The 19,554-nt window shown below is 75.5% G+C and carries 17 protein-coding genes and 1 pseudogene; 9 read left to right on the forward strand and 9 right to left on the reverse strand.

Features of this window, described 5'->3' with window-relative positions:
- Nucleotides 1–570 precede the first annotated feature (570 nt).
- On the forward strand, nucleotides 571–1,122 hold the full coding sequence (locus tag L3X23_RS24850) for a hypothetical protein (protein WP_237194916.1): 552 nt from the start codon (nucleotides 571–573) through the stop codon (nucleotides 1,120–1,122).
- Between the two features lie 288 nt (nucleotides 1,123–1,410).
- Here L3X23_RS24850 and L3X23_RS24855 read toward each other — a convergent pair whose 3' ends face one another.
- The 3 genes from L3X23_RS24855 to L3X23_RS24865 form a co-directional block, all read right to left on the reverse strand.
- The gene (locus tag L3X23_RS24855) at nucleotides 1,411–2,667 is read right to left on the reverse strand and encodes a D-arabinono-1,4-lactone oxidase (protein ID WP_237194923.1); all 1,257 of its coding nucleotides are present in this window, start codon (nucleotides 2,665–2,667) and stop codon (nucleotides 1,411–1,413) included.
- Between the two features lie 81 nt (nucleotides 2,668–2,748).
- Complete coding sequence (locus tag L3X23_RS24860) at nucleotides 2,749–4,056, reverse strand: amidohydrolase family protein (protein ID WP_237194943.1); 1,308 nt, start codon at nucleotides 4,054–4,056, stop codon at nucleotides 2,749–2,751.
- Nucleotides 4,053–4,670, reverse strand: coding sequence for an NYN domain-containing protein (locus tag L3X23_RS24865; RefSeq protein ID WP_093080487.1), 618 nt, complete (start codon nucleotides 4,668–4,670; stop codon nucleotides 4,053–4,055). Before L3X23_RS24865 ends, L3X23_RS24860 begins: the two co-directional genes overlap by 4 nt.
- A gap of 29 nt (nucleotides 4,671–4,699) precedes the next feature.
- On the opposite strand from L3X23_RS24865, the gene paaI reads away from it, so the two are divergent.
- Entirely contained in the window at nucleotides 4,700–5,125 is a 426-nt protein-coding gene (gene paaI, locus L3X23_RS24870; RefSeq protein WP_237194946.1) for a hydroxyphenylacetyl-CoA thioesterase PaaI, read from the forward strand.
- On the opposite strand, the gene trmB is transcribed toward paaI, so the two are convergent.
- From trmB to L3X23_RS24885, 3 genes are read right to left on the reverse strand one after another with little or no spacing between them, the layout of a single operon-like run.
- Nucleotides 5,116–5,769: a tRNA (guanosine(46)-N7)-methyltransferase TrmB gene (trmB, locus tag L3X23_RS24875; RefSeq protein ID WP_237194948.1), complete on the reverse strand. Its 654-nt coding sequence runs from the start codon at nucleotides 5,767–5,769 to the stop codon at nucleotides 5,116–5,118. The genes paaI and trmB overlap by 10 nt on opposite strands.
- Nucleotides 5,759–6,832, reverse strand: coding sequence for a glycosyltransferase family 2 protein (locus tag L3X23_RS24880; protein ID WP_218129768.1), 1,074 nt, complete (start codon nucleotides 6,830–6,832; stop codon nucleotides 5,759–5,761). The genes trmB and L3X23_RS24880 overlap by 11 nt, the downstream gene beginning before the upstream one ends.
- Before the next feature lie 27 nt (nucleotides 6,833–6,859).
- Nucleotides 6,860–7,687, reverse strand: a complete 828-nt coding sequence (locus L3X23_RS24885; RefSeq protein WP_218129773.1) for a glycosyltransferase family 2 protein — start codon at nucleotides 7,685–7,687, stop codon at nucleotides 6,860–6,862.
- Nucleotides 7,688–8,037: 350 nt separating this feature from the next.
- Between L3X23_RS24885 and L3X23_RS24895 the strand changes: the two are divergent.
- Nucleotides 8,038–9,609 (forward strand): annotated as a pseudogene (locus L3X23_RS24895) (DUF2339 domain-containing protein); the annotation flags it as partial.
- Between the two features lie 135 nt (nucleotides 9,610–9,744).
- Here the strand turns inward: L3X23_RS24895 and L3X23_RS24900 are convergent.
- Nucleotides 9,745–11,331 carry a PH domain-containing protein gene (locus L3X23_RS24900; RefSeq protein ID WP_374204916.1) on the reverse strand — a complete coding sequence of 529 codons (1,587 nt, stop codon included), beginning with the start codon at nucleotides 11,329–11,331 and terminating at the stop codon, nucleotides 9,745–9,747.
- A 159-nt stretch (nucleotides 11,332–11,490) separates the two neighbouring features.
- Here L3X23_RS24900 and L3X23_RS24905 point away from each other — a divergent pair, with 159 nt between their 5' ends.
- The 4 genes from L3X23_RS24905 to L3X23_RS24920 all read left to right on the forward strand — a co-directional run bounded on the left by L3X23_RS24905 (nucleotide 11,491) and on the right by L3X23_RS24920 (nucleotide 15,478).
- On the forward strand, nucleotides 11,491–12,297 hold the full coding sequence (locus tag L3X23_RS24905) for a hypothetical protein (protein ID WP_237194955.1): 807 nt from the start codon (nucleotides 11,491–11,493) through the stop codon (nucleotides 12,295–12,297).
- Nucleotides 12,290–12,511 (forward strand): hypothetical protein, encoded by a 222-nt coding sequence (locus tag L3X23_RS24910; RefSeq protein WP_237194957.1) that lies wholly within the window; start codon nucleotides 12,290–12,292, stop codon nucleotides 12,509–12,511. The genes L3X23_RS24905 and L3X23_RS24910 overlap by 8 nt, the downstream gene beginning before the upstream one ends.
- Nucleotides 12,512–12,593: 82 nt before the next feature.
- Complete coding sequence (locus L3X23_RS24915; RefSeq protein ID WP_237194959.1) at nucleotides 12,594–14,099, forward strand: TldD/PmbA family protein; 1,506 nt, start codon at nucleotides 12,594–12,596, stop codon at nucleotides 14,097–14,099.
- Nucleotides 14,096–15,478, forward strand: coding sequence for a metallopeptidase TldD-related protein (locus L3X23_RS24920; RefSeq protein WP_237194961.1), 1,383 nt, complete (start codon nucleotides 14,096–14,098; stop codon nucleotides 15,476–15,478). Before L3X23_RS24915 ends, L3X23_RS24920 begins: the two co-directional genes overlap by 4 nt.
- 19 nt (nucleotides 15,479–15,497) lie before the next feature.
- Here L3X23_RS24920 and L3X23_RS24925 read toward each other — a convergent pair whose 3' ends face one another.
- Nucleotides 15,498–16,307 (reverse strand): alpha/beta fold hydrolase, encoded by an 810-nt coding sequence (locus L3X23_RS24925; RefSeq protein WP_237194964.1) that lies wholly within the window; start codon nucleotides 16,305–16,307, stop codon nucleotides 15,498–15,500.
- Nucleotides 16,308–16,406: 99 nt separating this feature from the next.
- Complete coding sequence (locus L3X23_RS24930) at nucleotides 16,407–16,940, reverse strand: TetR/AcrR family transcriptional regulator (RefSeq protein WP_237194968.1); 534 nt, start codon at nucleotides 16,938–16,940, stop codon at nucleotides 16,407–16,409.
- A 189-nt stretch (nucleotides 16,941–17,129) separates the two neighbouring features.
- Here L3X23_RS24930 and L3X23_RS24935 point away from each other — a divergent pair, with 189 nt between their 5' ends.
- Both L3X23_RS24935 and L3X23_RS24940 read left to right on the forward strand, forming a co-directional pair.
- Complete coding sequence (locus L3X23_RS24935) at nucleotides 17,130–18,668, forward strand: MFS transporter (RefSeq protein ID WP_237194971.1); 1,539 nt, start codon at nucleotides 17,130–17,132, stop codon at nucleotides 18,666–18,668.
- 301 nt (nucleotides 18,669–18,969) lie between these two features.
- Nucleotides 18,970–19,284, forward strand: coding sequence for a hypothetical protein (locus tag L3X23_RS24940; RefSeq protein ID WP_093080440.1), 315 nt, complete (start codon nucleotides 18,970–18,972; stop codon nucleotides 19,282–19,284).
- Nucleotides 19,285–19,554 lie beyond the last annotated feature (270 nt).

Consider the following 19,554-nt stretch of genomic DNA (forward strand, 5'->3'; position numbering starts at 1 on the left):
GGTGCACCGGAGTGAGAACCCGCTGACCCTCGGTGAAACTGCGTGATCTTCGGTTGTTGCGAGCGACAGTAGGCGGCGGGCTCGCGGGGGCGCCGGAGGAACACGCCGGGCGCCTCCGATCGACCCCGAAAGTGTGGCCGTCCGAGGGTTGTGACACCGCCGTGACCTGGGCGAGAACGACTTCCGGCGGCCGCTGTCAAGATCGGCTCCGGAGTGGGTTCGGCGGGTCGACGCGGGGGCGTCCGAGGCCCGCGTCCCGATCGAGTGAGGGCGCGGAGACGATGCACGTCGGAGCCGTCGCCGAGCCCGGACACGGCGGCCGACACGAGCTCCGGCCGGGTCGCAGGCGCCGTCGCCGGCTGCGGAGAGCGATACGGGCGCCTCGGAAGTGGATCTACACCACCCGAACGAATGGAACCCACCGCAAAGTGGGTAACGACAGTGCCCGACCCGTTTCCCCGAGCAGGTGACCCCGTTGTGGGTGGTGTGTGCGGCCGAACGGCCCTGTGGGGACAGGGCCGATGGCACCATCTCGCCGCACACGACGGACGAGAGACGGAGGTGCGGGGCGTGACCGACAGGGAGCGGACCCAGAGCGGGGCTCAGGGATCAGCACGACGGAGCACGGTGCGCGTGCGGGGTGTCGAGGACACCGGACCCTTCCCCGGGCGGCACGCGAGCCGCACCGAGATCGCAGCGGAGACCCCGATCTTCCATGCGCTCACCGTCGGCGGCTGGCGCGGGCGCCAGCACGAGCCGACGGCCCGTCGCGAGGCCCAGCGTGAGGCCCAGCGCGACCGGACGCGCCCCGCGCGGCGCTCCGCCGAGGCGCTCGACGAGTTCCGCCGCGACCCGCTGACCGCGCCGATCCCGGTGCAGGCCCTCGCGTCGCTGAGCACCCCCGCGCCCGCGGCGCCGCCGGTCGCCCCGCCCGTCTCGGCCGGCCCGTCCTACGCACCGCTCTACGCGGCCCACGTGCCCGCCTACGCCCCCGTGGCCCCGGCGTACACCTCGCTGACCGACACCGGGCCGCAGGCGTTCGGCGACCTGTCCGCCCACGGCGGACGCCACCACCGCAAGGCCGTCGGTTCCGGCTCGGGGCACCACCACCTGTCGTTCTGACGGGTTCCAGGGTTTCCCGCGGCTGGGGAGTCGCGGGGAAATGAGAGAAGCAAGGAGGACATCCGCGGTCGCTTCGGGACCGCGGAGGCGTCGATTCGCTGGGGAGCGGACCGACGTCGACCAGGGGCCGGTGGCCCGGGGTCCGGGGGAGTGACCGGACCGCGGCCCCCGGCCCCGTCCCGTTCCGCGAGTCCCCACTTCGGACACGCGAGTCCCGCGTTCCGGACACGCGAGTCGGACGACCCGGGCCGCGACTCGGGCGCCTCGGTCCGGACGGCGGTCCGCGCCTCAGGGGCCGAGCAGCGCCTGCATGTGCGCACCCGCGAAGCGACGGTCCGGATCGAGGCGGTCCCGCACCGCGCGGAAGTCCGGCAGCCGGGGGTAGGCGACGGCGAGGTCGGCCGCCGTCCAGTCGTGGCGCCCGGCCCAGTGCGGGCGCCCGCCCATCCCCTCCAGCACCGACCCCACCAGCCGGAACAGCGGCCCGTCGTCGGCCCCGCGCGGGCTGCGCACCGCGATCCACCCGGTCGCCCGCCCGAACGCCGGGTGCAGCCAGCCCGTCTCGGCGGGCCCGACGCGGACCTCGACCGGCCGTCGGATCTCGAGCTCCCGCGTCGTCGTCGCGGAATGGAGCTCGCGCAGCGCCGTGGTCAGCGCCTCGCGGGGGACCGCCCACTCCGTGGAGGTCTCGCGGGCGGGGTCCGGGGTCGGCAGCAGCACGTACGGCGCCGCGGTCGGCACCCCCTCCCAGCGCGGCGCGGGTCGCGACCGCTGCGCCGACCACTGCGCCGACAACTGGGCGGACGCCGAATGCCCCAGCCGCGTGACGACGCGTCCGATCGCGTCCACCGGTCCCGTCGCCTCCGGCACCGGGTCCCGCTGTTCGGCGGGACCCGCCCACCGCAGCAGCGCCTCGCCGCTGGGCAGGTGCACCTGCAGCGCCGCCCACGGCCGGGTGTCCAGCGGCCCGCCCGGCGCGGAGGCCTCCGCCGGGTCGACGACCTCCTCGTGCCCGTCGACGAGGGTCGCGGCCACGGTCCGCAGGCTGACCTCGGTGAGCACGCCGAGCGCGCCGAGGTGGCAGCGCAGGGCGTCGAGATCGGCGTCCTCCGCCCGGCGCAGCGTGCCGGTGCCGTCCACGAACCGGGCCCCGACGACCTGTGCCGACAGCGACCCCACCTGGCGCGACCCGCCGTGGGTCCCGGTCCCGATCGCCCCGCCGACGGTGGCGCCCGGGCCGTGCGGGACGGTCGCCAGTGCGCGGCCGTGCTCGGCGAGGGCGGCGTGCACCTCGGTCAGCCGCGCGCCGGCCCGCACGCGGACGACGTCGTCGGCCAGGTCGACGACCCCGGTCAGCGCCGAGCAGTCGAGGTGGACGTCTCCGGTCAGCGACAGGGTGCTCTCGGAGTACCCGGACCCGACGGGCCGCACGGCCAGCCCGCGCTCGGCGGCCCGCCGGACGGCCGCGACCACTCCCGCCTCGTCGAGCGGTCGGTCGGTGCGCTGGGGCCGACAGCTCTGCCCGCCCGACCAGTTCGTCCACATCCCGTCGACCCTACGTGCCGGCGGCACCGACCGTGATCATGCAGCACTGAGCGCACGACACGTGCACTCCCCCGGACCCCGTCAGTGCAGCCGGGCGGCGATGTCGCGGAGGTCGGCGCGGGTGCGGGCGGCGTCCACCAGGACGGGCTCGCCGTCCTCGACCACCAGGCGGCCCGCGACCCACACGTCCTGGACCAGGCGGGAGCCGCCCGCCCAGACGAGGTTGGAGATCAGCTGGGCGTCGTCGCTCGGGTCGACGAAGGCCTGGTCCTCGAGGTCCACGTGCACCATGTCCGCCCACCGGCCCTCCTCGAGGACGCCGAGGTCGGGGCGGTCGATGGCGGCGGCACCGTCTCGGGTGGCCATGAGCAGCACGTCGGCGGCCGTCAGGGCGGCCGCGTCGTCCTCGCGGATCCGGGCGAAGAGCGCGGCGAGCCGGGCCTGGTGCCAGAGGTCGAGGTCGTCCCCGGAGGCGGGGCCGTCGGTGCCCAGCCCCACCCGCACCCCGGCCGCGCGGAGCGACCGGACCGGCGCGACCCCCGCGGCGAGCTTGGCGTTCGAGCCCGGGCAGTGGGCCACGGCGACGCCGCGGGCGGCGTACAGCGCCAGATCCTCCGCCGAGAGCTGGACGGAGTGCGCCGCGAGCACCCGCCCGGACAGCGCCCCGAGCGAGTCGAGCAGCGCGGGCACGGAGCCGTGGCTCGCCCGGACGGCCGTGTCCTCCTGTGCCGACTCCGCCACGTGGACGTGCATCAGCGCCCCCCGCGCCTGCGCCTCGGCGGCGATCGACTCCAGCGCCGCGGGCGAGAGGGTGTACGCCGAGTGGGGTCCGTAGCCGAGCTCGAAACGGTCGTGCTCGCCGAAGACGCGCCCGTCGGCGTCGATCCGGGCGGACACGTCGTCCCGCAGCTCCTCCCACGAGCCGAGCCGGTCCCACCCGGGGGCGGCGAGGATCCCGGGCGTGAGGACCACCCGGGATCCGACGGCGTCCACGGCGGACAGCACGGCGTCGGTGAAGAAGTACATCTCGACGCTGGTGGTGCAGCCGGTGCGCAGGAGCTCGACCGCACCCGCGGTCATCGCGGCGCGCACGTCCTCGGCGGTCAGCTGCGCCTCGGCGGGCCACATGACGTCCTGCAGCCAGGACAGCAGCGGCAGGTCACCGCCCAGCCCGCGCAGCGGCGCCATCGGCGTGTGGCAGTGCGTGTTGACCATCCCGGGCATCAGGAGGCCCGACAGGATCTGCACCGGCCCCTCGTGCCGGGGTGCGGTGGCGGCGGCCCCGACGTACCCCAGCCGGCCGGAGGGCAGCACGTCGACCACGCCGTCCCGCACGATCGGGAAGCCGTCGCCGCAGGTCAGGACGACGGGTGCGGAGTACCGGATCACCGGCGGGGATCGAGCAGGGACCGCAGCGAGCGGAACGGCGGCAGCCAGGCGCCCTCGTCCGGCAGCGTCTCCAGGGTCATCCGCGGCAGCGGCTCGCGGAACACCCCGTCCATGTCCTCGAGGTCGAGGAACGAGATGGTCTCCGAGGCGAGCGCGAAGTTCGCGTACTCCCGGAACCCGATCACCGTGACGTCGACGTGCTGCTCGATCAGCTTCTCGAGCGGCTCGCGGAAGGCCCGCCCGTCCCCTGACGCGACGACGACGTGGCGCAGGTGGCCCTCCTGCAGGCGCATGTCGATGTGCGCGAGCATGTCGTCGTCGATGTCGCTGTCCTCGGTGATCTTCGGCTTGGCGAAGACCGCGAAACCCACGTTCCGCAGGGCCTCGACCCAGGGCCGGATCACGTCCGTCGAGGTGGGGGCGACGTTGGTGAACACACACGCCTCGGCGACGGCCTCCGGCCCGGCGAGGTCGAGCAGCCAGCGACCCACCGCGTCGAACCGCGGTCGGTACGCCGACGTGGGTCGCGCCCCCAGCAGCGAGCCGAGGCTCATGTCCATGTTGGGCGCATCCCACACGAGCAGGACGCGCGGGAGCGGGCCGGTCGACGTCACCGCGCGACCCTATCCCGCATGATGCTCGGATGGACGAGCAGGAGACCGCCGAACGGGTGGCCGCGGCGATGACGGCGCAGGACGCGGCGATCCGGGCGGCCGGGATCCGGTTGCTGGACATCGGCCCCGGGCGGGCCCGGGCGACGATGACCGTGAGCGAGTCGCACCTCAACGGCCACGGGGTCGCCCACGGCGGCTACCTCTTCTTCCTGGCCGACGCGGCGTTCTCCTTCGCCTGCAACAGCCGCGGGGTGTCCACTGTGGCCGCGGGCGGGGACGTCTCGTTCCTGCGCGCCGGACGGCTGGGCGACGAGCTGGTGGCCGAGGCCCGCGAGACCGCGCTCGCCGGGAAGTCCGGGATCTACGACGTGACGATCACCGCGGGGGACGCGGTGGTCGCCGAGTTCCGGGGCCGCTCGCGCGCCGTGCCGCACCTGCCGCCGCCCTACGCGTAGTACCGGAGGTCCCGGATCGTGCGCCCCTCGCGGACGGCCCGCTGCTCGAACTTGGTGAGCGGGCGGGAGTCCGGGCGGGGCAGCCAGGGGTCCATGGCGGGATCCGGCCGCAGGGCCGGGCACGCCGAGCAGACCGCCAGCATCTGGTCTGCGTAGTGCTGCCAGTCCGTGGCCAGGTGCAGCCACCCGCCCGGGCGCAGCCGGGAGGCGGCCAGCGCCACGAAGTCCGGCTGCACCAGGCGCCGCTTGTGGTGGCGACGCTTGGGCCACGGGTCCGGGAAGAAGATCCGGATGCCTTCCAGGGAACGCTCGGGCACCGCGCGTTCCAGCAGGTCCACCGCGTCCCCGCGGAGCAGCCGCAGGTTCTCCAGCCCGAGCTCGCGCAGCCGGATCAGCAGGTGCGCCAGGCCGGGCTCGTAGACCTCGACGGCCACGTGCCGCCGGTCGGGCTCGGCGGCCGCCATCAGCGCCGTCGCCTCGCCGTTCCCCGACCCGATCTCGAGAACGACCGGGCCCTCGAGCCGATCGACGTCCGTAACGTCCCCGCCGTACACCGGCCACAGGGTGTCCCAGGCGTGCTGCTGGCCCTCGGTGAGCCGCGTGCGGTGGTGGACGAACGACGGGATGCGGGTGTCAGGCCCCATCAGCGGAGAGGGAGTCGACCTTGGGCGCCTGCGGAGCCGCGACGGAGTCGGAGGCGGGCAGCTGGACGTGCGCGGTGGCCCCGGGCAGCTTGCCCCGCAGGTATCCGGCGGCGGTGAAGCCCAGCGTGGTCACGATCGCGGCGGCCGAGGCCGGGCGCTTGTGGCGCACCTCGCGGAACAGCGCCTTGGGCAGCACCGTGGCCACGTACTTCGACTCGGTGGACAGCGCGTCCCCCTGCCCCACCAGCTTGGAGACGGCGGCCTTCGACAGACCCTCCGCCCAGCTGCGGCGACGCAGGTAGGACCAGTCGACCCGGTCGTCGGACACCCGGTGGTCCACGGCGGCGGCGGGCTCGAAGAGGATCTTCACGTCCCGGCCGTCCGCCGTGTAGGCCTGCCGCGCCCGGATGCAGAGCTCGGTCTCCTCGCAGCCCAGCGGGTTCTTGCCGATCCGGCCGATGTCCTCGGCGAACCCGCCCACCCGCTCGAACACCTCGGCGCGCAGGGACATGTTGCAGCCCATGAGGTTGCGGATCTCGGCCTGCTCGGTGGGCTGGCCGGTGTAGGTGCAGCCGACGATCCAGTCCAGCTCGCCGGTGGCGTCCCGGTTGGTGCCGCCGGGCAGCGTGGAGGGACGGCCGGAGTCGTGGACCGCGGTGCGGGAGACCGGCCACCGGGGGTGGGCGATCCCGCCGACCCCGATCACGTCCTTGTCGGCGTAGGGCGCCAGGAGGGCGCGCAGCCAGCCCTCGCGGGCGGACGCGTCGTCGTCCAGGAACACGACGACCTCGCCGGTCGCGGCCTCGATCGCCGTGTTCCGGGCGCCGGAGAGACCCTGCTTGTGCGCGTTGGGCAGCACGGTCACGCCCGTCAGCTCCGCGCGGCACCGCTCCAGCAGCGCCGGATTGTGGTCGACGACGACGATCGTCTCGACCGGCCGGACGTCCTGGGCCGCCACGGAGTTCACCGCGGCGACGATGTCCGCCCAGCGCTTGTCCGTGTAGACGCAGACCACCACGGTCGCGGTGACCGGGGGCTGCCCGGCCGGCTCGAACAGGTTCACGGGGCGGGGGTCCCTCCTGGATGCGCCTTATTTCCTCTTGTCGGCGCGCCGGTGCTCCGACAGCAGGGTACGCAACACCCTGGTGCCGTCCGCGAAGGTCCTCAGGTTCGTCTCGCCGAACATGCGTTCCTTCTCGATCGACGGCACCTCGGTGATCTTGAGGCCCGCCGCGGCGATCCGGCAGTTGAGCACGGTCTCGATCTCGAACCCGTCGCCCCAGATCATCGTCCCGTCCTCGGGCTGCGGGATGTCGGTGTCCGGCAGCTCGAGCATGGGGACCAGGTCGGCCCAGAAGGCGTTGTAGCCGTAGCACAGGTCGGTGTAGGACGTGCCGAACAGCGCGTTGGCCACGGCGTTCAGCCCGGCGTTGCCGGACTTGCGCAGCAGCGTGATGTCCTCGCTGCCGCCGCCCTTCGCGAACCGGGAGCCCTTGGCGAAGTCGGCGCCCGCGATGAGGGCGCGGACGAACGACGGGATCTCGGCGGGATCGGCCGAGCCGTCCGCGTCGAACATGACGATCACGTCGCCGGTGGCGGCGGCGAACCCGCACGCCATGGCGTTGCCCTTGCCCTTGCGGGTCTGGGTGATGCACCGCACCCAGGGCAGCGTCCGGCGCGCGGTCTCGATCGTGCCGTCCGTGGAGTTGCCGTCCACGACGATGATCTCGTGCACCGCGGGCCGCACGGCCGCGATCGCGGGCAGCACGACCTCGAGGTTGCGCGCCTCGTTGCGGGTCGGCACCACCACCGTCACGGCCGGGTTGCCGGAGCGCCGCGGCGCCTGGCGGGGCCGCGGGCGGCGGTCGACGTCCAGCGGTGCCGGGGGCGCCGCCGGACGGCCGCCGTGCGGGGGCATGCCGGGGGCGGGGGCCGGTCGGTAGCCGACGGGCGGCGGGCCGTACGGCGCTGGTCCGGGGCCCTGCGGCGCGTTCGGGGGGAACGGGCCTGCAGGCCGGGGTCCGCGGTACGGCGGCGCCCCGGGTGCCCCGTGGGGCGGTCCCGACCGGGCGGGCGTAACGGCGCTCACACAACCTCCAGAGAGACAGGTCCGCTCCACCGGACCAACGATCCGCCGCCTCCCGGGTTGCGGATGATCCAGATGTCACCCGTTCGGGACGCGGCGCGCGGGGAGCGTGACCGTTTCGTGATCCGATGCTCGTAGTCCCACGCATCCTGCACGGGTGCCGGAGGGGCACGCTCACCGGTATGACCACACCGACCGGTCGTCCGCCCGCCGTCGACGAACGGGTCCATGCCGTCGCGGTCGAGCTGGGCCAGTTGGCCCATCGGGTTGCCACCCTCGGCGACACGCTGAACCTGCTGGTGGGAGAGCTGCGGGCCCCGCAGCCCACCGCTCCCGCCGGGGTGGCCGTCCGGCCCGCGGGCCCGCACGCCGAGCCCCCTCCGGGACCGCCCGCCGACGCCCCCGGGCCGTTCGGCCCGCCGCGCGTGTCGGGTCCCGCCGGGTGGGCGCCGCCCGCGGGTGTGCCGTGGACCCCGGGCCCGGCCTTCCAGTACGCGGTGCCCGCCGGGCCGCGCCGTCCGACGTGGGTGGACCGGCTGCGGACCGTGTCGAGCGCCGCCCTGCTGGCGACGATCGGCGGTGCGGTCACGCTCCTCGGCGTGGTGCTGCTGCTCGTGCTCGCCGCCTCGCGCGGGTGGTTCGGGCCCACCGCACGCGTGGCGGCCGGGGCGGCGCTGGGGATCGTGCTGATCGGGCTGGGGATGTGGCTGCACCGGGGCCGGACCCGGGCGACCGTGGGGGCCCAGGCCCTGGCCGGCACCGGGGTCGCGGCGCTCTTCCTGTCCCTCGCCGCGGCCGCGGCGCTCTACGACCTGGTCCCCGACCTGGTCGCGGGCGGGCTCGCGATGGTCGTCGCGGCGGGCGGGCTGGCGCTCGCGGACCGCTGGGGCTCGCGCCCGCTCGCCGTCGGGGTGGTCGTCGGCGCGGGGGTGCTGACCCCGTTCGTCGCCGACGGCCCGACGGTCCTCACCGGCGCCCTCGCGCTCGTCCTGCAGATCGTGTGCGCGCCGGTGGTGCTGCGCCGCGGCTGGGCCGCGCCTGCGGTGGTCACGGCCGTGTGGTCGGCGCTGTACTGCGGTGTCGCCGCCGCGGCGTCGGACGCCGGGTGGACCCGGCTCGCGGCGCTGGCGCTGGTGGCGTTGGTCGTCGGCGTGGCGGCCGCGGTCGCCGTGGTCCTGGGCCCGGCCGGACGAGCGGGGTCCCGTCAGCCCGCCGCCGCGGCGGCGGTGCTGGCGGCCGCGGCCGTGCCGGTGCTCGCCGTCGTCGGGCGCGGGGACGGTCCGGCCGAGGCCTGGCCCGCGCTGCTCGCGGCCCTCGTCCTGGCGGCGTTCGCGGTGTGGCGCACGCCGTCCGCGGGCGTCCGGGCCACCGCCACCGCCGTCGCCGGGCTCGCCGTGCTGATCGCCACGGTCACCGCGCTGCGCGGCACGCCCCAGCACCTCGTGCTGGTCGGTGAGGCGGCGGTGCTGCTCGTGGCGGCGGCCGGGCTGCGCAGCCGGGCCCTGCTCGCCGTCGGCGGCGCGTTCGGGCTGGTCGGGCTGGTGTCGGTGCTCGGCGCGGAGCTGCGGGTCGACGCCGTCGTCGGGTCGGTGCCCTTCCGGGGCCTGCCCGCGGCCGTGGTCGCCGGGCTGCTGCTGCTCGCCGCCGCCGTAGCGGCGCTGGTGGCCGCCGGGCGGGTCGGGCTGGTCCGGGCGGACGCGGGAACCGCCGTGCTCTGGGCACCGACGGCGCTCGTCGCGCTCTACGGGGCGACCGGCGCCGTGGTCGCCGCGGCCCTGCTCGTGTCCGGTGGCAGCGGGATCGGCTTCCTCGCCGGACACGCCGTCGTCACCGTGTCGTGGACGGTGGCCGCACTGGTCCTGCTCGCCCGCGGGGTGACCCGGCCCGCGCTACGGGTGGCGGGCCTGGTGCTGGTGGCGGCGGCCGTCGGCAAGCTGGTGCTGTTCGACCTCGTCGCGCTCGACGGGCTCGCCCGGGTCGCGGCGTTCCTCGGCGCGGGCCTGGTCCTGCTCGCCGCGGGCAGCCGCTACGCGCGCCTGGTCGCCCGCCACGAACGGGACGACTAGCCGCGGCGTCGCGGCCGCGGCCAGCCGGACGCCCGCGCGGGCGTCGACGTCGTGGGCGTGGAACGCGCCGCGGCCCGCGGCCGTGGTCGCGACCACGGTGACCAGCCCCCGCCTGCGCTGCAGCACCGTCTGCCGCACGGTCCACCCGACCACGCCGGTGCGGCGCAGCGCGACCGTGCTGCGCCGCAGCGACCCCGCGCGCACCACCAGGTAGTCACCGCTGACCGCGTGCCCCAGCCCCCGGGCCAGGTCGACGGCGAGGGCGGCCGCGAGCGGCCCGCCCACGACGAGCAGCACGGCCGCCGTGATCATCAGCGCGGGGATCCCGGTGAGCGCCAGCGCGATCACCGGCACCGCCACCGCCACCGCGGCCCGGCGCAGCCTGCGCTGCCGGGCGGCGGCCGGGTGTGGGGCCAGCGCCGCCGCCGTCGGGGCGCGGGACTCGCCCAGGATCACGGCCACGACCCGCTCGGCGAGCCTGCGCGGCGAGGTCGGCAGCAGGGTCCGGTGCTCGGTGCTCTCGGTGCCGCCGACGAGCAGCCCGGTGGCCACGGCGTCCACCCGCGCGGCGCCCGCCAGCCGGGCGCCCAGTGGCTCCACGAGCTCCACGCCCGCCAGCCTGCGCTCCTCCAGCGAGATCGAGCGGGTGGTCACCACGCCCCGCCGGACCCGCAGGGTGTCCCCGGGCTCGCGGTCCAGCCGGAAGCCGCTCCAGGTCTCGGCGTAGAGCACCAGCGCGGCGGCCGCGCCGACCGGCAGCACGAGGACCAGGGGGAGCCACACCGGCACCGGGTCCAGCCCGACGACGAGCAGGAGCGTCACCGCCACGCCGAGCAGCGGGGTGGCCGCGGTCAGCACTCCGTAGCGCAGCCAGCGGGGGTCGAGCTCGGCGATCCGGCCGTCCGCGGGTCCCGCCGGGGGCCCGCCCGCCGAGCGCATCCGGTCCAGCAGCAGGGAGCGCAGCCGCTCCGCGTCCATCCGGTCGACGGATCGCAGCGCCAGCGTCGCCTCGCCGCGGCCGCGTTGCTGCCCGGTGCCGATCCGCAGCACCACCAGGCCGAACGCCCGCAGCACCGGCCCGGCCGTGACGTCCACCGTGCGCACCCGGTGCAGCGGCAGGGACCGCCTGCGCCGCACCAGCGTCCCGGTGTGCAGCTCCACCCGCTCGGGGGTGACCCGGTAGGCCGCGCCGCGCCACCGCGCCCAGGCCCAGCACACCGTGCCGAGCACGAGGACGACCGCCGCGGCGAGGGTCCACAGCGCGGCGACGCCGGCCGCCTCCGGTGCGCGGGTCGCGACGGCCACGACGGCGGCCGCGCCGACCACCGCGGCCGTCACCGTCGCGACCACGCCCGAGGCGGGCACGGTGCGGGAGTCGAGGGAGGCCCACTCCCCCGGATCGTCCTCCACGCCGCACCCCCGTCCCGTCTCGCCGCCGACCCGACCGACCACTCTGACGCACGCCCGGCGCCGTGGCGAGTCGCGGGGTCGGGCGATCTTCGTTCGCACCCGTGAACGCTTTCGCCGCGTTCGGGGCCGGGGGCCGGGCGCGGGCGGCATGCTGCCGCCATGGAGTCGCTCGTCCACCCGCACCGGTACGCGGACGCGTTGTCCGCCAGGCGATCCGAGCTGCAGGCACAGCGTCGGGCGGCGGCCGCGCCCCGGGCCGCGCTGCGCGCCGAGCTGGCGTTGGTCACCGTGGCGTCCCGGGCGGAACTGCCTGTGGCCCTTCGTGTCCTGCGGGAGTCGTCCGCGCCGTGGCTGCGCGTGGCACCCGCCCGGCTGCCCGCCCTGCTGGAACCCGCGCTCGCCGCGCTCCGGTCGGCCGCCGTCGGCTCGGTGCGCGCCGAGGGCGAGGCGGCGGTCCGGCGGGTGGCGGGGAGCCTCTCCGGGCTCGACCCGATCCCCGCCGCGCTGCTCGGGTCGGCGGTGGCCGGGCCGCACCCGGGTCTCCGGTCGCCGGGCGCGGGGCCGGTCCTGCCCGCCCTCCCCCCGCGCGTCGGCTGGGTCGAGGCGCTGGTCCGCTCCGGCGGCGGGGGCGCCGTGCGGGTGGCGCTGGTCCTCGCCGCGGGCGCCCCCGCGCTGGGCCTGACGGTCGCGGGCGGGCGGGTCCTCCTGCCGCTCACCGTCGGTCTCGCGGTGGCGGCGGTCGCGCTGCTGGCGGTGCACCGCAGGCGGGCCGTCGCGCGGGAGCGGTGGGCCCGCTGGGTCGACGCGGCGCTCGGGGCCGCGAGCGCAGGCGTCCGCGCCGAGCTCGACACCGCGCTCCTCACCCTCGAACAGCGGGCCGGGCCGGTGCTCGACCGGCTCGCCGCCGACCGGCGGGCCGCGATCGTCCACGAACTGCGCACCCTGGGAGGGGCGGAGGATGGCTGAGATCGAGCCGATCCGGGTCGGCATCGGACCTGCGGACCTCGACACCGACGCGGACGGGCACGCGGACACCGCGGCCGTCGTCGAGGGGCCGGACCTGGTGCTGCACACCGACCTCGACGGGGACGGGCTCGCCGACCGGACGGTCCGGATCGGGCCGGACACCTTCGGGCCGCGCGAGGTGCACTGGTGGGCGCCGTGGACCTGGTTCGAGTGAGTTCGCCCAACCTGTGGACAACTCCGGCGCCCGAGCCCGGTTCGGCGGGGTCGGGTCGGGGAGCGTCGCTACGGTGGGTCCCGTGTCAGCCGAAATGGATCCGGAGTTCCGGGCGCTCCCGCTCGAGGCGTGCGCCGAGGCGGCGCTCGCCCGCGCCCGCGCGCTCGGGGCGCAGCACGCCGACCTGCGGATCGAGCGGCTGGTGTCGCAGCGGATCTCGTTGCGGGACGGGGAGGTCACCGGTGTCGCGGACGGGGTGAGCACCGGGCTCGCGGTCCGGGTCCTGGTCGACGGGGTGTGGGGGTTCGCCTCGCACGTCGAGCCCACGCCGCGGCGCGCGGCGGAGACCGCGGAGCGGGCCGTCGAGGTGGCGCGGACCCTGGCGCCCGTCGCGCGGGAGCGGGTGGAGCGGGCCGCGGAACCCGTGCACGTCGCGGAGTGGGTGTCGGACTACGCGATCGACCCGTTCACCGTGCCCACCGCCGAGAAGGTCGCGCTGCTCACCGAGCGTTCCCGGCGGCTGCTGGCGAGCGACGGGATCGACCACGTGCAGGCCGGGGTCACCCAGGTGCGCGAGGGCAAGTTCTACGCGGACCTCGCGGGCACCCGCACGCTGCAGCAGCGGGTCCGGATCGAGCCCGGGCTCACGGTCACCACCGTCGACCCCGGTGCCGGCACGTTCGAGAGCATGAGCACGCTCGCGCCGCCCGCGGGCCGCGGCTGGGAGTACCTCACCGGCACCGCCTGGGACTGGGAGGCGGAGCTGGCCGAGCTTCCGGAGCTGCTGGCGGAGAAGACGAAGGCGCCGTCGGTCGAGGCGGGCGTGTACGACCTGGTGATCGACCCGACGAACCTGTGGCTGACCATCCACGAGTCCGTCGGGCACGCCACGGAGTACGACCGGGCGATCGGCTACGAGGCGGCCTACGCGGGCGGCTCCTTCGCCACGCCGGACCTCCTCGGCACCCTCCGGTACGGCTCGGAGCTCATGCACGTCACCGGCGACCGGACGGTCCCGCACGGCCTGGCCACCATCGGGTTCGACGACGACGGGGTGGCCACCGGCGAGTGGGACCTCGTGCGCGGCGGCACGCTCGTCGGGTACCAGGTGGACCGCACGTTCGCCCCGCGGCTGGGCCTCGACCGGTCGAACGGCTGCGCCTATGCGGACTCCCCGCACCACGTCCCGCTCCAGCGGATGGCGAACGTGTCGCTGGCCCCGGACCCGGTGCGGGACACCACGACCGAGGAGCTGATCGCGCAGGTGGACCGCGGGATCCTCGTCGTCGGGGACCGCTCCTGGTCCATCGACATGCAGCGCTACAACTTCCAGTTCACCGGGCAGCGGTTCTTCCGCATCGAGCACGGCAGGCTCGCGGGCCAGCTGCGGGACGTGGCGTACCAGGCCACCACCACGGAGTTCTGGGGGGCGCTGGCCGGGATCGGCGGCCCCTCCACCTGGCGGCTGGGAGGTTCGATGAACTGCGGCAAGGCCCAGCCCGGCCAGATCGCGCCGGTCAGCCACGGCTGCCCGAGCGCGCTGTTCCGCGGGATCCGGGTGCTGAACACGGCGGAGGAGGGGCAGTGAGCACCACGTCCACCACGACCACCTTGACCCCGCAGGAGATCGTCGAGCGCACCCTCGCGGCGGGGCGGCACCTGCTCGGTTGCGTGGTGATCGTCAGCGAGACCAGCGAGGCGGTGCTGCGCTGGGCCAACTCCACCATGACCACCAACGGGTCCACGCTCTCGTCGCGGGTCACGGTCGCGGCGCTGGTGGACCTGCCGGGCGGACCCGCCGCGGGCACGGTGAGCCTGGGCGAGGTCGTCACGGACCCGGCGCGGCTCGTCGACCTCGTGGCCGCGGCCGAACGCAGCGCCCGCGAGGCGGGACCCGCCAAGGACGCCGCACCGCTGCCCGAGCCGTCGGCGGAGGACCCGGGCTGGGGCGAGCCCGGCGCGCGGACCTCGATCGCCGTGTACGCCGACCTCGCGGAGGGGCTGGCCGAGGTGCTGGCGGGGCCTGCGCGCCAGTTCGGGTTCGCCGACCACTCGCTGACCACGAGCTGGTTGGGCACGTCCACGGGCGTGCGGCGGCGCTGGGTGCAGCCGACGGGGTCGGTGGAGCTGAACGCGAAGAGCGCCGACTCGTCCGCGTGGGTGGGCGCGGCGACCCGGGACTACACGGACGTCGACGTCCGGGCCCTGGCCGCCGAGGCCGAGCGGCGGCTCGCCTGGAGCAGCCGCAAGGTGTCCCTCGAGCCGGGCCGCTACGAGACCCTGATGCCGCCCTCCGCGGTGTCGGACATGCTGGTCTACCTGGGTTGGTCGATGGAGGGCCGGGCCGCGCAGGAGGGTCACAGCGCGTTCACCGGCCGGGCCGCGGTGGGCGAGCGGCTCACCGACCTGCCGCTCACGCTGTACTCGGACCCCGCCGAGCCCGGGCTGGAGTACGAGCCGGTCGTGATCGCGGGCGGCGGCCCCGCGGTGTTCGACAACGGGGCCCCGACCCGTCGGGTCGAGTGGATCCGCGAGGGCGAGGTCCACGAGCTGCAGTACACCCGCGCCGAGGCCGCCGAGTTCGGCACGGCCTTCACCCCCGCGGGCGACAACATGATCCTGACCGGCGGCTCCTCGGCGTCGATCGAGGAGCTGGTGGCGAACACCCGGCGCGGCCTGCTGCTGACCTGCCTCTGGTACATCCGCGAGGTCGACCCGGCCACGCTGCTGCTCACCGGGCTGACCCGGGACGGGGTGTACCTGGTGGAGGACGGAGAGGTCACCGCCGAGGTGGACCACAACTTCCGGTTCAACTACTCGCCGCTGGACATGCTGCGCCGCGCCACCGAGGTCGGGGCCACCGCGCCCGCCCTGCCCCGGGAGTGGAAGGACTACTTCACCCGCTGCCGGTTCCCGGGCATGCGCGTCCCGGACTTCCGGATGAGCTCGGTGTCGCTGGGCAGATGAGCCACGAGCCCACACGGGGTCAGAGGTGCTCCTCCAGGTACCCGCGGACCAGCGGGTGCACGAGGTCCGGGCGGGTCAGCGGCGCCCAGTGCCCGGCACCGGGCAGGTCGACGCGGGTCCAGTCCGGGCGCGCCTCGGCGAGGACCTCGGTGACCTCTCGGAGCGGGCGCAGCGTCTCCGGGTCGCTGACCAGCATCGTCGGCGCGGGACCCGTCGCCAGGTCGGCCAGGGTCAGGCCGGGGTCGGTGACCGCGTCCCACTCGGCGAGCCGGTGCTCGATGCCGTCCTCGATCGGCGCGCGCTCCTCGGGGGTGAACCGGTCCCACGAGCCGGGGCCCAGCCAGAAGTCGGAGGAGCCGCGCACCGCCTCCTCGCGCTCACCCGCGGCGAGCCGGGCGCGCAGCCGGTCGCGTTCGGCGCGCACCGCCGCCCAGGACTCCTCGCGCCCGGGCGTGGCCAGCAGCGCGAACGCCGTCGGCTCGAACGCGACGACCGCCGCGACCCGCTCGTCGAGCTCCACGGCGGCCCGCAACGCCACCGCCGCGCCGAGCGAGTGCCCCACCAGCGCGAGCCGCTCGGTGCTCCCCGCGGTCACCGCGTGCACCAGCCGGGCCTGACCGGCCAACGTCATCCGGTGCTCGCCCGTCCAGGCCGGGGTCGCGCCCTGGCCGTGGACGTCGAGCATGAGCACGCGGTAGCGGTCGGCCAGCGCCTCCGCCAGCCCCGACCACAGCCGCTGCCGCGCGATGCCGCCGATCAGCACCACCGGCGGGCCCGCCCCCACCCGGTCCATGTCGACCTCGACGATGCCCCGTCGTACCACCACCATGTCGAACCCCCGAGCGGGTGGCTCGGCGCCGATCGACGGAGCGTTAACGGTTTCCGACGGGGCGTGACGTGGGTCCCTCCGGCGGGTCCGGCCGGGGACTCAGCCGAGGAGGTCGCGGATCCGGGCCAGCAGGTCATCGACGCGCAGGCCGCCGGTGAGCGGGGCGCCCGTGAGTGTGCGCAGGTAGAGGCCGTCGCCGACGAGCTGGACCAGCCAGGCGAGCACCGGGTCCTCGATCTCGGTCCCGAGAGCGGCGAGGCCGTCCGCGTCCACCTCGGCGAGGGCACGGCGCGCCGACTCGCCGGCCGTGCTGCCGTCCGCGATCCGCAGCGTCGCGAGGTAGGTGCGGGTGAGGCCCGCGGGTGACTCGGCGCCGGGCACGGAGGTCTTGAGGTAGTACGCCACCGCGCCGCCGGGGTCCTCGCGCATCAGGGCGACGTCCGCCCTACTGCGCGCGCGCAGCCGCTCCAGCAGGCCCTCGGTCAGGGCCTCCTTCGAGCCGAAGTGGTAGAGCAGGCCGCCCTTGGACACCTCGGCGGCCGCGGCGACGGCCTCGAGGGTCGCGCTCGCCGGGCCCGCCTCGATCAACAGCGTCTCGTACGCGTCCAGGACGCGATCTCGGGCGCTCGGCATCGCCGCACCCTATCGGCGTGCCCGCCCGCGCCGGGGACGCGCAGTGTGGTGGGCCCCCTCACTGCGGGAATGCCGCCTTGCCGTTGACGCGTTCTTGACTGTACCGTCTGGACGGTTCACTACACCGTCTGGACGGTTCATTCCTGTGCCAGATTCGACCACGCCCCGCGTGCAAGGACGTACTTCGCCATGACCGCCACCCTCCCCACGACCCGCTCCGCCTCCCCGGCGCCGGAGCGCGCCGGCGTCCGCGCCTGGCTCGCGCTCGCCGTGCTCTTCCTGCCGACCCTGCTCGTCGCGATCGACAACACGGTCCTGAGCTTCGCGCTGCCCGCGATCTCCAGGGCTCTTCGGCCGGACGCGACCACCCTGCTGTGGATCGTCGACGCCTACCCGCTCGTCCTGGCCGGGCTGCTGGTCACCATGGGCACGTTGGGCGACCGGATCGGGCGACGTCGGCTGCTGACGGTCGGGCTGATCGGGTTCGGCGCGGTCTCGGCGCTCGCCGCCTTCGCGACGGACGGGGCCCACCTCGTCGCCGCCCGTGCGGCGCTGGGCTTCTTCGGTGCCATGCTGATGCCGAGCGTGCTGGCGATCCTGCGCACGCTGTTCGTCGACCGCACCCAGCGGCGGTTCGCGCTGGCCGTGTGGGCCACCGCGTTCGCGGCGGGCGCCGCGCTCGGCCCGATCGTCGGCGGGTTGCTGCTCCAGCACTTCTGGTGGGGCGCGGTGTTCCTGGTCAACGTGCCGGTCGTCGTGCTGGTGCTGCTCGCCGTCCGGCCGCTGCTGCCCGAGTCCCGGATGGCGTCGCCGGGGCGACCGGACCTGATCGGCGTGGCGCTGTCCCTGCTCGCCGCGGTGCCCGGCGTCCTCGCGATCAAGCTGGTCGGTGAGTACGGGATCACGCCCGGCGCGGTCGCCGCCGCGGCGGTGGCCGTGGTCGCGGGCCTCCTGTTCGTCCGACGGTGCCGCGCCCTCGCGGCGGCCGGGCGGCAGCCGCTCATCGACCTGTCGCTGTTCCACACCCCGGTGGTGCGGGTGTCGGTGCTGGCCAACGCCACCACGATGTTCGCCTACACGGGTCTGCTGTTCTTCTCGGCGCAGTACCTGCAGCTGGTACTCGGGCGCTCGCCGATGCAGGCCGGGCTGGTCCTCGTGCCGGGCATGGTCGCGACGATCCTCGCCGGGCTCGGCGCGGCCGCGCTGGCCCGCCGCTTCCCGCTGCGGGTCCTGGTGCCCGCGGGTCTCGGTGTCGCCGCGACCGGGTACCTGCTGTGCACGCAGCTCGGCGCGGACTCGGCGGAGACCCTGCTGCTGGTGGCGACGATCCTGATCGGCGCGGGCATCGGGCTCTGCGAGACGATCACGAACGACGCGATCCTCGCCGCGGCGCCCGCCGACCGGGCCGGCGCCGCCTCCGCGGCGTCGGAGACCGCCTACGAGGTCGGCGCCGTGCTGGGCACGGCAGTGCTGGGCAGCGTGCTCAGCGCGGTCTACCGCGGCACGGTCGTCACGGACCTCGAGGGGCCCGAGCGCGAGATCGCGACCCAGACCCTCGGGGGTGCGACGGACGTGGCCGCGGGTCTGCCCGCGGACGCCGCGAGCGCGCTGCTCGGCTCGGCCCGCGAGGCGTTCGCCCTCGGCGTCGACGTCACGGCCGCGGTCGGCACGGCGGCGCTGCTGCTGGTGGCGCTCACCGTGATCCGCGGCCTCCGCACCCGCTCATGATCAGCGGTTGCGTGCGCTCAGTGCGGTTCGCGCCGCGCTGAGCGCACGCAACGCGTGATCATGCAGCACTGAGTGCACGAAACGTGCCGGCTCGCGGAACCGGTGGAGTTACCCCGGCCGTCGCAGGCGCAAACGCCGTTCGGCGCATCCATCCGTCGTGTTCACCTGCCCGCCCGGCGCGTCCTGCACGGGTCGCCGCACCCGGGCCCGCACCATGGGCGTTGAACCTCGGGTCGGACGAAGTTCGAGAGTGACCCCGCGCCGTCGTCGTCGCGGAGCCGAATGCGAGGAGGTCGGATCCGTGTCGCTGGACGCCGTGAGCGCGTACACCCTGGTCATCGGCGATGAGGAGGGCCCCGCCGACGTGCAGGTCTTCAGCTCGGCCGAGGAGGCCTGGCGGGCCCTGGACGCGGAGATCCGCGAGCGGTGCGGGATGCGTCCCCGCCCGCGTCGGATCACCGACCCGGACGCCGCGGCCCGGTTGGCGGACGCCTGGCGCGCGGCCGAGCCCGGGGACCGCTTCTGGCAGGTGCAGGCGCACCGGCTGCCGATCCTGCTGCCCGCCATCGCGCACACCCCCGCGCGCACTCGTCCCGGGGTGCTCCGCAGCGCCTGAAGAGGGCGGGAATTGTTCCTTCACCGGGCATGGTTGCGTATTTCGAATTCGTAAGTGCCCTGCCCGATTTCACACGGTCGTCATGGGGGCGTCGCACCCCGGAACCACCGGCGGCTGTGCAGAACGTGTGAGTGCTACGCCACCGCGAGCCCCGCGAGCTGCGAAGACGGTGGTGGACGGCTTTGTCCTCACAATCTGTATCGATTCCATGATCGGTGTTGTGAGCCGTTCGACAGTTCATGCCCATGTGGGGAACACGCTTCGGCCGGT

Source organism: Pseudonocardia sp. WMMC193 (assembly GCF_021728735.1).
Classification (GTDB): Bacteria; Actinomycetota; Actinomycetes; order Mycobacteriales; family Pseudonocardiaceae; genus Pseudonocardia; species Pseudonocardia oroxyli.

Excerpts from the sequence above, each read along its gene's own strand:
- L3X23_RS24935 (WP_237194971.1), top strand. The coding sequence starts at position 17,130 with ATGACCGCCACCCTCCCCACGACCCGCTCCGCCTCCCCGGCGCCGGAG.
- L3X23_RS24855 (WP_237194923.1), bottom strand. The coding sequence starts at position 2,667 with ATGTGGACGAACTGGTCGGGCGGGCAGAGCTGTCGGCCCCAGCGCACC.
- L3X23_RS24905 (WP_237194955.1), top strand. The coding sequence starts at position 11,491 with ATGGAGTCGCTCGTCCACCCGCACCGGTACGCGGACGCGTTGTCCGCC.
- L3X23_RS24925 (WP_237194964.1), bottom strand. The coding sequence starts at position 16,307 with ATGGTGGTGGTACGACGGGGCATCGTCGAGGTCGACATGGACCGGGTG.
- paaI (WP_237194946.1), top strand. The coding sequence starts at position 4,700 with ATGGACGAGCAGGAGACCGCCGAACGGGTGGCCGCGGCGATGACGGCG.
- trmB (WP_237194948.1), bottom strand. The coding sequence starts at position 5,769 with ATGGGGCCTGACACCCGCATCCCGTCGTTCGTCCACCACCGCACGCGG.
- L3X23_RS24885 (WP_218129773.1), bottom strand. The coding sequence starts at position 7,687 with ATGCCCCCGCACGGCGGCCGTCCGGCGGCGCCCCCGGCACCGCTGGAC.
- L3X23_RS24910 (WP_237194957.1), top strand. The coding sequence starts at position 12,290 with ATGGCTGAGATCGAGCCGATCCGGGTCGGCATCGGACCTGCGGACCTC.
- L3X23_RS24930 (WP_237194968.1), bottom strand. The coding sequence starts at position 16,940 with ATGCCGAGCGCCCGAGATCGCGTCCTGGACGCGTACGAGACGCTGTTG.